Consider the following 12,989-nt stretch of genomic DNA (forward strand, 5'->3'; position numbering starts at 1 on the left):
GGTTTTTGCTGGTCGCGGGCATTGACGGGCCGCCCCCCGCCGGGACCCGATTTTGTCCTGGTCAGCCCATTGCCTACACTAGAGCGGTTGCCTGGGCACCTCCATGTCCGCATGTGTACCGATCCGGGCGATACGTACCCCGCCGGTCGGCAGTTGCCGGCCGGACCAGCCGAATTGTTGTAGGCCCACCATTGGCGCGCTCCCGGGCGCGCGGGTGCTGTATGGGAACCGCAGCGAGAAAGGTGTCGAGGTCGAACTATGACCATGACTGATCCGATCGCAGACTTTCTGACCCGTCTGCGCAACGCCAACTCGGCGTACCACGATCAGGTGAAGGCTCCGCACTCGAAGCTCAAGGCGAACATCGCCGAGATCCTCAAGCGTGAGGGCTACATCGCCGACTACCGGACCGAGGACGCGCAGGTGGGCAAGACGCTCATCGTCGACCTCAAGTACGGCCCGAGCCGTGAGCGCAGCCTCGCGGGCGTGCGCCGCGTTTCCAAGCCCGGTCTGCGTGTGTACGCGAAATCCACCAACCTGCCCAAGGTCCTGGGCGGACTCGGCGTGGCCATCATCTCCACGTCGCAGGGTCTGCTGACCGACAAGCAGGCGGCACAGAGCGGCGTGGGCGGCGAAGTCCTCGCTTACGTCTGGTAAGGGAGGTCAGGACAATGTCGCGTATTGGTAAGAAGCCCATCGCAATCCCGTCCGGTGTCGAGGTGAGCATCGACGGCCAGAGCGTGTCGGTGAAGGGTCCCAAGGGCACCCTCTCGCACGTGGTCGCCGAGCCGATCACCGTCGCCCGCGGCGACGACGGCCAGCTCGAGGTCGTCCGCCCGAACGACGAGCGCCGCAACCGCTCGCTGCACGGCCTGACCCGCACGCTGATCTCGAACATGATCGAGGGCGTGACCAAGGGCTACGAGAAGAAGATGGAAATCTTCGGCGTCGGTTACCGCGTGCAGGCCAAGGGCTCGAACCTCGAGTTCGCGCTCGGCTACAGCCACCCGGTGCCCGTCGAGGCGCCCGAGGGCATCACCTTCGCGGTGGAATCGCCCACCAAGTTCTCCGTGTCCGGAATCGACAAGCAGAAGGTCGGCCAGATTTCGGCGGTCATCCACGGCCTGCGCAAGCCCGACCCGTACAAGGGCAAGGGCATCCGCTACGCAGGCGAGGTCGTTCGCCGCAAGGTCGGAAAGACGGGTAAGTGATCATGGCGCAAACCGAAAACCAGAAGGCCAAGCGCATCCCGCTGGGCAAGGACGTGTCGACCCAGCGTCGTCTGTCGAAGACGCGCCGTCACTTCCGCCTGCGCAAGAAGGTCGCCGGCACCACCGAGCGTCCGCGCCTGGTGGTCAACCGCTCCTCGCGCCACCTGCACGCGCAGCTCATCGACGACTCGCTCGGCAAGACCATCGCCGCCGCGTCCTCGATCGAAGCCGACGTGCGCGCGGTGGAAGGCGACAAGACCGCCAAGGGCAAGAAGGTCGGCGAGCTGCTCGCCGCCCGCGCCAAGGCTGCCGGTGTCGAGGCCGTCGTGTTCGACCGTGGTGGCCACGACTACCACGGCCGCATCGCCGCTCTGGCCGATGCCGCTCGCGAAGGCGGGTTGAAGTTCTGATGATGAAGATTGCGAACGGAAGGAACGTCTGATGCCGGGACGTCAGCGGCGTGACGGCGGAAACGGACCCGCCGGACAGAATGGCAGCAACCCCGAGGGCGGCCGCGGCGATCGTCGCGGCGGCGGCGATCGTCGCGGTGGCGGCGACCGTCGGGACCAAGCGGCCGAGAAGAACCAGCTCGAGCGCGTCGTCGCGATCAACCGCGTCTCCAAGGTCGTGAAGGGTGGTCGTCGCTTCAGCTTCACCGCCCTGGTGATCGTCGGCGACGGCAACGGTCTGGTCGGCGTCGGCTACGGCAAGGCCAAGGAAGTTCCCGCGGCCATCCAGAAGGGTGTCGAGGAGGCTCGCAAGGGCTTCTTCCGCGTCCCGATGATCGGCTCGACCATCACCCACCCGGTTCAGGGTGAGGCGGCGGCCGGTGTGGTCATGCTGCGTCCGGCTTCGCCCGGTACCGGTGTGATCGCCGGTGGCGCGGCTCGTGCCGTGCTCGAATGCGCTGGCATTCATGACATCCTGGCGAAGTCGCTCGGTAGCGACAACGCCATCAACGTCGTGCACGCGACCGTTGCGGCGCTCAAGATGCTGCAGCGCCCCGAAGAGGTTGCGGCCCGGCGTGGCCTGCCCCTCGAGGACGTCGCTCCTGCGGGCATGCTGCGTGCGCGCGCTCAGGCGGCTGGAGGTGCCAGGTAATGGCAGATCTCAAGGTGACCCAGATCAAGAGTTCGATCGGCGCCAAGCAGAATCAGCGGGACAGCCTTCGTACCCTCGGCTTGCGCGGTATCCGCAAGTCCGTGGTCCGCGAGGACAATGCCCAGAACCGCGGGCTGATCAACGTCGTGCGCCACCTCGTGACAGTTGAGGAGGTCTGACATGACCATCAAGTTGCACCACCTGCGTCCCGCCCCGGGCGCCAAGACCGAGAAGACCCGCGTTGGTCGCGGTGAGGGCTCCAAGGGCAAGACCGCGGGCCGTGGTACCAAGGGCACCAAGGCGCGCAAGAACGTCCCCGCCGCCTTCGAGGGCGGGCAGATGCCGCTGCACATGCGGCTGCCCAAGCTCAAGGGCTTCACGAACCGGTTCCGTACCGAGTACCAGGTCGTGAACGTCGGCAAGATCGCCGAGCTGTTCCCGCAGGGCGGCGAGATCGGCAAGGCCGAGCTGGTCGCCGCGGGCGCGGTGCGCAAGAACCAGCTGGTCAAGGTTCTCGGCGACGGCGAGATCGGTGTCGCGGTCCAGGTGACCGTCGACAAGGTGACCGGCGCCGCCAAGGAGAAGATCACCGCGGCCGGTGGCACTGTCACCGAGCTGGGCTGACGGTACTCTGACAAGCAGTGGCACCGGACGAGTGAAGAGCTCGTCCGGTGCCACTGTTAGAGTTCAATTGTTGTCTGCCAAGCCACGTCATGGCTTTCGGCGTCCCCCTGTTCGCCAGGGAATCGGGCAAAGCTGAAACTGCCATGTCATGACCATGTCGTTCGCGCCAGGAGGATCAGTGCTTTCCGCCTTCGTATCGGCCTTCCGGACTCCGGACTTACGGCGGAAGATTCTCTTCACGCTGGGGTTGGTCGCGCTGTACCGTGTCGGTGCCGCGTTGCCGTCTCCCGGCGTGGACTACAAGGCCGTCCAGGAATGTGTCGACCTGGTCTCCGGCGGTGAGAACGCAGGCATCTACCAGCTGATCAACCTGTTCTCCGGTGGTGCGCTGCTGCAGTTGTCGGTCTTCGCGATCGGCATCATGCCCTACATCACCGCCAGCATCATCATTCAGCTGCTCACCGTCGTCATCCCGCGGTTCGAGGAACTGCGTAAAGAAGGCCAAGCAGGCCAGACGAAGATGACGCAGTACACGCGGTACCTGTCGATCGCGTTGGCCATCCTGCAGGCGACCGGTCTGGTCGCGCTCGCGGCGCGTGGTCAGCTGCTCCAGGGCTGCCAGCAAGACATCCTCGCCGACACCAGCATCTTCGGCATGATCATCATCGTGCTCGTGATGACCGCGGGCGCGGCGCTCGTCATGTGGTTCGGCGAGCAGATCACCGAGCGCGGTATCGGCAACGGCATGTCCCTGCTGATCTTCGCGGGCATCGCCGCGCGCATCCCCACCGAGGGCAAGGCCATCCTGGACAGCCGCGGCGGCCTCGTCTTCGGCCTGGTGTGTCTCGCCGCCTTCGCCATCATCGTCGCGGTCATCTTCGTCGAGCAGGGCCAGCGCCGCATTCCGGTGCAGTACGCCAAGCGCGTGGTCGGTCGCAAGATGTACGGCGGCTCCTCGACCTATCTGCCGCTGAAGGTCAACCAGGCGGGTGTCATCCCGGTGATCTTCGCCTCGTCGCTGCTCTACCTGCCGAACCTGGTCGCGCAGCTGACCGGATCGCAGAACGAGCCCGATCCGAGCTGGTGGCAGGAGATCATCCAGAAGTACCTGGTGAACCCGGGCAACCCGGTGTACATCGCCATCTACTTCGGCCTGATCGTGTTCTTCACCTACTTCTATGTCGCGATCACCTTCAACCCGGAGGAGCGCGCGGACGAGATGAAGAAGTTCGGCGGCTTCATCCCGGGGTATCGTCCCGGTAAGCCGACGGCCGACTATCTGAACTTCGTCCTGAGCCGCATCACCCTGCCCGGCTCCATCTACCTCGGTCTGGTGGCCGTCCTGCCGAACCTCTTCCTCGATATCGGCAACACCGGTGGCGTCCAGAACCTCCCGTTCGGCGGTACCGCGGTGCTGATCATGGTGAGCGTCGGCTTGGACACCGTGAAGCAGATCGAAAGCCAGCTGATGAATCGAAATTACGAAGGGTTCCTCAAGTGAGAGTTGTATTGCTCGGTCCGCCGGGTGCCGGCAAAGGCACCCAGGCCGTCCTGCTGTCGGAAAAGCTGGGCGTCCCGCACATCTCCACAGGGGATCTTTTCCGCGCGAACATCGGGCAGCAGACTCCGCTGGGTCGCGAAGCGCAGAAGTACATGGACGCTGGCGACCTGGTGCCCAGCGACGTGACCAACCGTATGGTCGAGGCGCGCGTCAACGAGCCGGACGCCGTGAACGGCTTCGTGCTCGACGGCTACCCGCGCACCATCGACCAGGCCGAGGCACTGGAGAAGATCCTCGGCGACATGGACAAGAAGCTGGACGCTGTCCTGTGCTTCGTCGTGCCCGAGGACACCGTGGTCGAGCGGATGCTCGCGCGTGGCCGCGCCGACGACAACGAGGACGTGATCCGCAACCGGCTCCGGGTGTACCGCGAGGAGACCGCGCCGCTGCTGCAGCACTACGACGGCCTTGTCGTCACGGTGGACGGCGTCGGCGAGGTGGACGAGGTCAACGGCCGCGCGCTGCGCGTGCTGGGACACTGATGTCCTTGTCTCGGAAACGCTGAGTCGCCATGGTCTTCGGGCGCAACAAAAGCAAGAAGGTGGTGCCGTTCCGCACCGCCGGTGAGCTGGACGCCATGGCGGCGGCAGGCGCGGTGGTAGGCCGCACCCTGGTCGCCGTGCGCGCGGCCGCCAAGCCCGGGGTCTCGACCCTGGAACTGGACGAGGTCGCCGAGCAGACCATCCGCGACGCCGGCGCGGTGCCGTCCTTCAAGGGCTACCACGGCTTCCCGGCCTCGATCTGCGCGTCGGTGAACGACCGTGTGGTGCACGGGATTCCGACCGTGGAGGAGATCCTCGCGGAGGGCGATCTGATCTCGATCGACTGCGGCGCCATCCTGGACGGCTGGCACGGCGACTCCGCGTGGACCTTCGGCGTCGGCGAGATCATCGAGGCCGATCGTCTGCTGAGCGAGGCCACCCGCCTCTCCATGGAGGCGGGCATCGCGGCCATGCTGCCGGGCAACCGGCTGACCGACGTGTCGCACGCCATCGAGCTGGGCACGCGGGCCGCGGAGGAACTGCACGGCCGGGCCTACGGCATCGTCGACGGTTACGGCGGGCACGCCATCGGCCGCGAGATGCACATGGACCCGTTCCTGGCCAACGAGGGCGCGCCCGGCAAGGGCCCGAAGCTGGTGGTCGGCTCGGTGCTGGCCATCGAGCCCATGCTCACGCTCGGCACCACCCAGACCAAGGTGCTCGACGACGACTGGACTGTGGTCACCCTGGATGGCAGCCGCTCCGCCCACTGGGAGCACACCGTCGCGGTCACCGAGGACGGTCCGCGCATTCTCACTGTGCGCCCCGAGTAAGGGCGAAAGTTCCGTACGGCGGCTCCCGATAGGATCGGGGGCCGCCGTTTCGCTTTCGGCGAGCCGCCCCTACGGCGGCTCCCGATAGGATCGGGGGCCGCCGTTTCGCTTTCGGCGAGCCGCCCCTATCGTCCAGCCAAGGAGCACGTCGTGACGTTGCGTTTCGGAATTCAGCTCGCGCCCAAAGCGACTGAACTGCACCGGATCCGGGAGCTGGCCAAGATCGCCGATGCGGAGGGGCTCGATCTGCTCGGCATCCAGGATCACCCGTACTCCGGCGCGCTGGCCGACACTTTCGCGCTGATCGCCACTGTGCTGGCGGACACCGATCGACTGCGGGTCTTTCCGGACGTGGCGAGCCTTCCGCTGCGCGGCCCCGCAATGCTGGGCAAGCAGGCGGCGACGTTGGATCTGCTCAGTGGCGGACGGTTCGAACTCGCCCTCGGTGCGGGCGCGTTCTGGCCCGCCATCAAGGCGATGGGCGGCCAGGAACGCACGAATCCCGAAGCGCTGCGAGCGCTGGAGGAGGCTACCGAGATCATCCGCGCGATGTGGCGGCCCGACGCGAAGGCCACTGTCGACGGCACGCACTATTCCGTGCACGGCGTGCAGTCCGGCCCTGCGCCTGCGCATCCCGTCGGGATCTGGTTCGGCAGCGTCGGCCCGAAGGCCAACGCGCTGACCGGGCGGATTGCCGACGGTTGGGCGGCGCCGATCCCGCACTATCTGCCGTACGAGAAATGGCAAGGGGCACAAGACATTATCTCCGCGTCCGCCGTCGACGCCGGACGTTCCCCGGCGGACATCACCCGCATGGCGCAGCTGGTCGGGACGATTACCGACGCGCCAGGTCCGGTGCGCCTGCGCGGCGAGGACCCGATTCGCACCGACGCCGCGGGCTGGGCCCGTATCTTGGTCGATCTCGCCGCGACGACCGGCTTCGACACCTTCGTGTACTGGCCTGAGTCGCCCGACGATACCCAGCTTCGCCGCTGGATCGGTGACGTCGTTCCTTGCACCCGCGCCCTGTGCGCTTAGCCGAGACCTTCGGCCGTGCAGCGGATTTCGGCGGTTCTTCTCGGTACCTCCCTGGCTCGGTGGTGAACTTTCCGACGATGCAGTCAGATTAGGTTCCGTGCCAGGGTTGGTTCCCGAGTAGCGAACTACTCGAATCTTGTTGCCGGAAGCCGCAGCCGGACCGCATGCGCACACGGCGAGCAGCCGACGGCATCACCGAACATACTGGGGTGGAGGATGATTCAGCTCTGGCCGGTCTTGCGGAAGAACAGCACGTGATCGTGGTCGATGAGCGCTATCGACTTGCGCAGCTGGCGGATGCCCGCGCCGGGCAAGTAGGTCAGGTTCGCGAAGGACTGAGTATTGCCGAACGCCGAGCGCACCTTGTTCTCGGTGGCGTGTGAAGCGCCGTAGGCGGCCAGTACGCCGAAGTCCAAGGGCGCGAGCGGTTCGTCGAGCGACGCAGGCCCGGCCGGGCGGCCGAGCGCGGCGTACTGCGTCGCCTTGCCGTGCTCGTACCGGCACAGCTCGTAGGACATGTTCGCGGTGGCCGTCACGCTCACCACCGGCCAGCGCTGGGAAAGCCGCAGTGCCAGTGGATGTCTGCCCACGGGAGCGAGTTCCCAGTTCAGGCTCATCACGTTCACCCAGCCGCCGTAGGACATCTCGATCAGCACCACGTCGTCGCCGAGAGTGGTCGCGGTGTTGAACTCGGCCTCGCCGATCACCCAGTCCTCGTCGTCGGCACTGAGGTAGGTGGCGCTGTCGACGAGCTGGATGTCGTCGTCGGCGTAGGCCGCGATGATGGCGGCGCGCAGTTGCGTCATGGCGTCCCGGTCCGGACAGCGCACGCCGAGGGCGCCGAAGGTTGGGCCGATCTCTACCGGCGTCGACGGCGGCTCCGGGTCCTCGCCCGGCGCGAGCGGGCGCAGGCCGACCAGCGCCAAGCGCCAGTTGATCTCCTCCACCGTGGACAGGTCGCCGGAGGACTTGCGGACGATCTGCTGCTGGGTCAGCCGTCCCGCTTGTTCGAGGGTGCGGCACTCCAGTTCGACCAGCGCGTTATAGGACTTGGGCGTGAGATCGAGATCGCGAATCCCGCACGCGCGCAAACGGATCGACATGCTCGTCGAGGTGAACGCGGCATACCGCTCGCGATACATCGCCAGCGCCTGCTTGCGCGAGCGGCCGACCATCAAGGTGCGCAGCAACGTGCTCAGACTGGCCAGGTACTTGCCCGCCAGGTCGGGATTGGTGGCGGCCAGCTCGGCACGGATCCTGGCGGCGTCCTCGACGGCGGCGACGGCCGCGTCCTGGTCCAGCCTGCCCAGCCACACGCCGCACTTGCCGAGTCCGTCCGCGCACATGCCCGCCACGTGCGGATGGGTCTGCGCCACTTGGCGATACGTGGCGCAGGCGCCGCGGATGGTGCTAGTGGCCAGTTCGCGTCCGCCTGCGGCCCGCGTCACCTGCTCGAAGACGCGCAGTGCCTCTTGCAATTCACCGGCGAACCGCGCCTCGACCATGCCCGCGGCCAGCCAGTGCAGCCGGATGCCGACCGCTTCCTGAGCAGGCGCCGGAGCCTCCACGGTCCGGTCCCGGCGGGCGGTGGGATCGTTTCGGGTAGCGATCAGCGCCTTGGCCAGCTCGGAGAGCGAGGTGGCCAATCGGAGCTCGGAATCGACCGTTCGGTCTCGGGCCGCACTGCGATCGACCGCTACCTGTCGTTCGATAGCACTCAGATCCATCGCGACCCCAACTCCCGCATCACCTTTCACAGACGGTCGTTCCTTCGGCCGCGTCTGTTCTCGCGGAGAGTCTGCCACAAATCGGGTGCCGTCGCCCAGGAACGATCGGGCCGGCTGCTAGCTACCAGCTAATTCGGCGCGAACCCCGTGCTCACGCGTCCAACAGCAGCGTGACGGGGCCGTCGTTGGTGAGCTCGATGTGCATGTGTGCGCCGAAACGGCCGGTCGCCACGGTCGCGCCCAGTGCGCGCAAGGCCTGTACGAAAACCTCGACAAGTGGCTCGGCGACCGGCCCCGGCGCGGCCGCCGACCAGGACGGCCTGCGCCCCTTGGTCGTATCCGCGTAGAGGGTGAACTGACTGATCACCAGAATCGGCGCGTTCAGATCGGCCGCGGAGCGCTCGTCGTCGAGGATGCGCAGCCGCCACAGCTTGTCCGCCAGCGTCTTCGCCGTCACCTCGGTATCGGTGTGGGTGACGCCGACCAAGGCGACAAGGCCCTGCGGGTTCGGGCTGATCTCGCCGACGATCTCGCCGTCGACTGTCACCCGGGCGGAGGTCACGCGCTGGACCATTACTCGCATGCGGTGATCATGTCATTCGCGACGGTCGGCGCGGATCACCCCGGTGGATTGCAGCCGTCAGAGACCAGGGGACTCTGTTTCCCATCGATACCCGTAGCCGCGGATGGTGGTGATGAGGTGGGGACGCTGGAGTTTGGCGCGCAGCGCGGCCATGTGGACGTCGAGGGCGCGGGAGATGGCGGCGAAGGCGTCGCCCCAGATGCGGTCCATGAGTTGCTGGCGGCTGACGGCGGAGCCCGGGCGTTCCACGAGGATGCGCACCAGTTCGAATTCCTTGTGGGTGAGCGTGATCGGGGTGCCCGCGACCTCGACGGTGCGGGCTTGCAGGTCGACGCGGACGTCGCCGGTCACCACCACCGGCTGAGCGGGGGCCGTGGGGGTACCGGTGCGCCGGGTGACGGTTTCCAGGCGCGCCACCAGCTCGCCGACGCGCGGCGGCTTCGTCAGGTAGTCATCGGCTCCGGCGCGGAGACCGCGGATGACGGCGCGTTCGCCGCTGCGCGCTGTGAGGATCAGCACCGGCACCGAGCTGACCTCGCGGAGTTTGCGCAATACCTCCAGGCCGTCCATATCGGGCAAGCCGAGGTCCAGGATGACGGCGTCGTAGAGGTCGTGGGTGAGCAGCAGGTCGGCGCCGCGCCGCAGATGGTCGGCCTGATAGTCCTTGGCGCGCAGCGCCGCGACCAGGGCGTCGCCGACCCCGGGGTCATCTTCGACTATCGCAAGTCTCACGCATAGATCCTCGCAAATCGAAGGTTCCGTCCGCAGGAGTATTGAGTGGTGGGGGACCGGCGGACTCGAGACCTTGACATGTTCTTAGGGAAGTCACCGCTCATGAGCGAGACGAAAACTGCCGGGTGCGAGAGAATTCCTTCCCAGCTGCTTCCTTCGAAGGAGCCGATGACCAGCACCCCGGTCCGCCAGCAGCACCGCGGCCTCGTCCTGCCCTACGAAGGCCGGACGAGGTCCGCCACGGCGGGTCCACAAGTTCTACTGAGGGGTGAGGGTTTCGGCTTGCCGGGTCGGCTTCTCGACATCCTGTGCCAGGATGAAGGACAGCAAGTCGGCTCTAACTTGTCACCGGACGCCCCGTCGGGATTCCGGTTACGGGTGCGTGGATGAGGAGATAGCTGCATCGTGACCAGCCAAGAAGGCCCGAACGACGAGGCCCGCGACAACCAGGTCCCCGGCGATCAGCAGCCGAATCTCACACCCGAGCAGCGCGCCGACGAAGAGTTCCGCCAGGAGTTCCAGCAGGCGTTCGAGGAGAGCAGCGACGAACCCGATGTGGAGTTCTCGCTGGGTGATTCCGAGCCGGAGCCGGAGCCCGAAACCGTAGACTTGGCCGAGCAGGCCCGCGAGATCGGCCACAATCTGGCCCGCGAACTGGCCACCGGCGGCCCGCAGGGCTGGTCCAAGCTGGACGCGGTGTTCGCTTTCACCGCGGTCGCCGAGGTCGCGCAGATCGTGTTCAGTGACGATCAGGAGCGTTCGGTCCGCATCCAGCCGTCGGAGGCGGTGCTGGAGCTGGTGCGCAGGCACCGCGAGGTGTCCGCCGCCATGGGCGACGGCCCGTGGTGGCGGCTGCTGTTGCAGCTGACGCCGGCCGGTCAGCTGGATATCGACTACGACTACGGTGACGAGCCGTTCCCGGACGATCACCTGTTCCCGGCCGAGGTGTATCAGGCCGACCTGGAAGCCAATCCGCGGGACCGGCTGCCGGTGTGGCTGGCCGCGTACGTGAGTCACGGCAACCGCCAGTCCCGCACCCCGGCCGAGGCTGCCGCCTGGGCGCGCGCGGATCGGGAAGCCGGTGTGCGCGGGACGCTCTCGGAGCGCGATTTCCCGGCGCTGCCCACGCTGTGGGCCCGCTGGGCGGTGTTGGCGGCCACGTTCGTCGCCGTCGGTTCCGAGTGGGGGCCGCGTATTCTGCCCGCGCTGGGCTGGTTCGAAGGCGCCAAGCGGGGCGGCTCGACGCTGTACATGCTGCCCGGTGGCCGGGCCGTGCTCTCCGGTGGTGTCTGGAACGCGCCCGCGTTGGACGCGGCGTACAACCAGAGTGCGCAGCTGCCCGCGTACTACGCCGGTGCTCCGGCCTGGGTGGCGAACCCGGTGCTGAATCCTCGAGCCGCCAGCGGTTTGCTGTCGTTCTGCTATTGGTGGGAGGGCGGTCGCTGGTACCGCGCCGAGTCGCCGGGGGCCGATCAGCTCGCCGAGGCCGTGCCCGGTATCTGGACCGCGCAGACGGTGACCAACGTGATCGTCGGCCTGATCGCCGCCGAACCCACCGACGGCCAGGTCGCCGCCGTGGCCACGCTGGTCTCGGCGGCGGAAGCCGGTGTGGTGACCAGGGATACGCTGCTCAGCGTCTTCGGTGACGAGGGTGGCTACGATATCGACAGCGCCTTCTACCAGCTCACCATGGCCGGCGTGGCCACCACGCTGCCGGATCCGATGCCCGAGGACGAGGCCATCGATCAGGTGCGCCGCTACATCCTCGACCGCGATCTCGACACCACCGGCTATCCGCTGGATCAGCTGCGCGCCGACCGCATCAGCTGCGGCTGGATGGTCTACGTGCCGACCGCGCCGGGTGAGATCGCCATCGGCCGTGCGCTGTTCTACATCGCCGATGACGGTGTGCTGGAGCAGTCCTCGTCCTCGATCGCGCCCTCGCGCTACATCGCGGAGTTCGAGCAGCGCTTCCAGGAGCGCAACGGGATGGTCGACGCCTGACCCTGCTTGCCCGCCCAATGCGGGTTAACATCAGGGAACGGATCGATGGCGAATTCCTTACGGGTTCTTTAGCTTCTAGGCCCGGTGAATCGGCCCGCAACGTCGGCCGAGGTGCCAGAATGGTCGGAAAGCTTCGCGTACCAGCCGCTTTTCGGCTGGTACGAGCCTTGTGAGATGAGAGGTGCCCGGTGGACGTCGAGAGTTTTGTGGAAAAGCAGCGCATCGCGGGCATCGACACCGGCAAGGTGCGCGACCACATGAACAACATCGCTGATCAAGTGCAGGAGCAGCTGGATTCTCTGATCTCGATCATCAGCTCCGACCCGGTCTTCGGCAAGAAGTTCATGGATGACCCGAAGGGTCTCAAATACCAGCTCGAGGGCGCTGTCGAGGGCACACGGACCATGGCCGAATCCTGGGGCAAGCTCTCCGATGGCCAGTTCAAGGCGGCGAAGAACGCCGAACTCGAGGAGCAGAAGCGACGAGAGCAGTTCGAGAACATCTGAGCCGGACCGGTTGCTGATAGTTGGCGGGCGGTCCACTCGGACCGCCATGACAGTTTGTGAAGTGGGTGAGAACTAGATGTCCAGACGCGATGCCGAGATCGCCGATGTGATGGATCAATTCCGCAGCCGCATCCGCGAGATCGCCGAGATGCAGCAGCAGCGGGTCAAGCTCACCGCCACTGCGAGCACCAGGGACCGGCAGATCTCGGTGACGGTGAACGCCAACGGGGTGATCATCCAAACCAAATTCGGCAGCGGCATCGACGAATACAGCTACCAGGACATCGCCAAAACCATCACTCGGCTGGCCCAGCAGGCCGCCGAGGATGTGTTCGATCAGAGCAAGCAAGTCATGGCGCCCTTGGCGGAGGAGCGGGCGCGGCTGCCCAAGCTCTCCGACGTGATCCCAGGAATGCCCGACTTCCAGCGCGAGATCCCCATGGAGCCGCCGGTTTCCGTCGCGCCGCCGGGTGACGCCGAGCGCGAGGACGCGGAACTGGTGTTCACCGATGTGGAGACCCTCGAGGACAAGCCCGAAACCGGAAAGGGCGTCACCGACTCGGTTTGGTGACGTGCGCGCGGTTTAG

The 12,989-nt window shown here is 66.5% G+C and carries 16 protein-coding genes; 13 read left to right on the forward strand and 3 right to left on the reverse strand.

All coding sequences use genetic code 11. The features are described from left to right. Positions 1-258: 258 nt before the first annotated feature. The 10 genes from rpsH to AB0H50_RS22815 all read left to right on the forward strand — a co-directional run bounded on the left by rpsH (position 259) and on the right by AB0H50_RS22815 (position 6,850). Positions 259-657, forward strand: a complete 399-nt coding sequence (rpsH, locus tag AB0H50_RS22770) for a 30S ribosomal protein S8 (protein ID WP_067785212.1) — start codon at positions 259-261, stop codon at positions 655-657. Positions 658-671: 14 nt separating this feature from the next. Beyond that, positions 672-1,211, forward strand: a complete 540-nt coding sequence (gene rplF, locus AB0H50_RS22775) for a 50S ribosomal protein L6 (protein WP_357455954.1) — start codon at positions 672-674, stop codon at positions 1,209-1,211. A gap of 2 nt (positions 1,212-1,213) precedes the next feature. Continuing rightward, on the forward strand, positions 1,214-1,621 hold the full coding sequence (gene rplR / locus AB0H50_RS22780; protein ID WP_357455957.1) for a 50S ribosomal protein L18: 408 nt from the start codon (positions 1,214-1,216) through the stop codon (positions 1,619-1,621). Between the two features lie 31 nt (positions 1,622-1,652). Further along, positions 1,653-2,312 (forward strand): 30S ribosomal protein S5, encoded by a 660-nt coding sequence (rpsE, locus tag AB0H50_RS22785; protein ID WP_357455960.1) that lies wholly within the window; start codon positions 1,653-1,655, stop codon positions 2,310-2,312. Continuing rightward, complete coding sequence (rpmD, locus tag AB0H50_RS22790; protein WP_014349110.1) at positions 2,312-2,491, forward strand: 50S ribosomal protein L30; 180 nt, start codon at positions 2,312-2,314, stop codon at positions 2,489-2,491. Before rpsE ends, rpmD begins: the two co-directional genes overlap by 1 nt. 1 nt (position 2,492) lies before the next feature. Then, positions 2,493-2,936: a 50S ribosomal protein L15 gene (rplO, locus tag AB0H50_RS22795; protein WP_067833562.1), complete on the forward strand. Its 444-nt coding sequence runs from the start codon at positions 2,493-2,495 to the stop codon at positions 2,934-2,936. A 178-nt stretch (positions 2,937-3,114) separates the two neighbouring features. Further along, positions 3,115-4,437, forward strand: coding sequence for a preprotein translocase subunit SecY (secY, locus tag AB0H50_RS22800; protein WP_357455963.1), 1,323 nt, complete (start codon positions 3,115-3,117; stop codon positions 4,435-4,437). Then, entirely contained in the window at positions 4,434-4,979 is a 546-nt protein-coding gene (locus tag AB0H50_RS22805; RefSeq protein ID WP_357455966.1) for an adenylate kinase, read from the forward strand. Before secY ends, AB0H50_RS22805 begins: the two co-directional genes overlap by 4 nt. A gap of 29 nt (positions 4,980-5,008) precedes the next feature. Further along, positions 5,009-5,812: a type I methionyl aminopeptidase gene (map, locus tag AB0H50_RS22810; protein WP_357455969.1), complete on the forward strand. Its 804-nt coding sequence runs from the start codon at positions 5,009-5,011 to the stop codon at positions 5,810-5,812. 150 nt (positions 5,813-5,962) lie between these two features. Continuing rightward, entirely contained in the window at positions 5,963-6,850 is an 888-nt protein-coding gene (locus AB0H50_RS22815; protein WP_357455971.1) for an LLM class flavin-dependent oxidoreductase, read from the forward strand. 221 nt (positions 6,851-7,071) lie between these two features. On the opposite strand, the gene AB0H50_RS22820 is transcribed toward AB0H50_RS22815, so the two are convergent. The 3 genes from AB0H50_RS22820 to AB0H50_RS22830 form a co-directional block, all read right to left on the reverse strand. Continuing rightward, entirely contained in the window at positions 7,072-8,577 is a 1,506-nt protein-coding gene (locus tag AB0H50_RS22820; protein ID WP_357455974.1) for a hypothetical protein, read from the reverse strand. Positions 8,578-8,728: 151 nt separating this feature from the next. Further along, positions 8,729-9,160: a D-aminoacyl-tRNA deacylase gene (dtd, locus tag AB0H50_RS22825; RefSeq protein ID WP_357455977.1), complete on the reverse strand. Its 432-nt coding sequence runs from the start codon at positions 9,158-9,160 to the stop codon at positions 8,729-8,731. A gap of 57 nt (positions 9,161-9,217) precedes the next feature. Further along, complete coding sequence (locus tag AB0H50_RS22830) at positions 9,218-9,892, reverse strand: response regulator transcription factor (protein ID WP_357455980.1); 675 nt, start codon at positions 9,890-9,892, stop codon at positions 9,218-9,220. Positions 9,893-10,297: 405 nt separating this feature from the next. Between AB0H50_RS22830 and AB0H50_RS22835 the strand changes: the two genes are divergently transcribed. The 3 genes from AB0H50_RS22835 (at position 10,298) to AB0H50_RS22845 (ending at position 12,973) form a co-directional block, all read left to right on the forward strand. Then, positions 10,298-11,896, forward strand: coding sequence for a hypothetical protein (locus tag AB0H50_RS22835; RefSeq protein WP_357455983.1), 1,599 nt, complete (start codon positions 10,298-10,300; stop codon positions 11,894-11,896). A 188-nt stretch (positions 11,897-12,084) separates the two neighbouring features. Beyond that, entirely contained in the window at positions 12,085-12,402 is a 318-nt protein-coding gene (locus AB0H50_RS22840; RefSeq protein ID WP_357455985.1) for a hypothetical protein, read from the forward strand. Positions 12,403-12,478: 76 nt separating this feature from the next. Further along, positions 12,479-12,973 (forward strand): YbaB/EbfC family nucleoid-associated protein, encoded by a 495-nt coding sequence (locus AB0H50_RS22845; protein WP_357455988.1) that lies wholly within the window; start codon positions 12,479-12,481, stop codon positions 12,971-12,973. The last annotated feature ends 16 nt before the right edge of the window (positions 12,974-12,989 follow it).

The sequence above is a fragment of the Nocardia sp. NPDC050793 genome (assembly GCF_040654065.1).
Taxonomy (GTDB): Bacteria; Actinomycetota; Actinomycetes; order Mycobacteriales; family Mycobacteriaceae; genus Nocardia.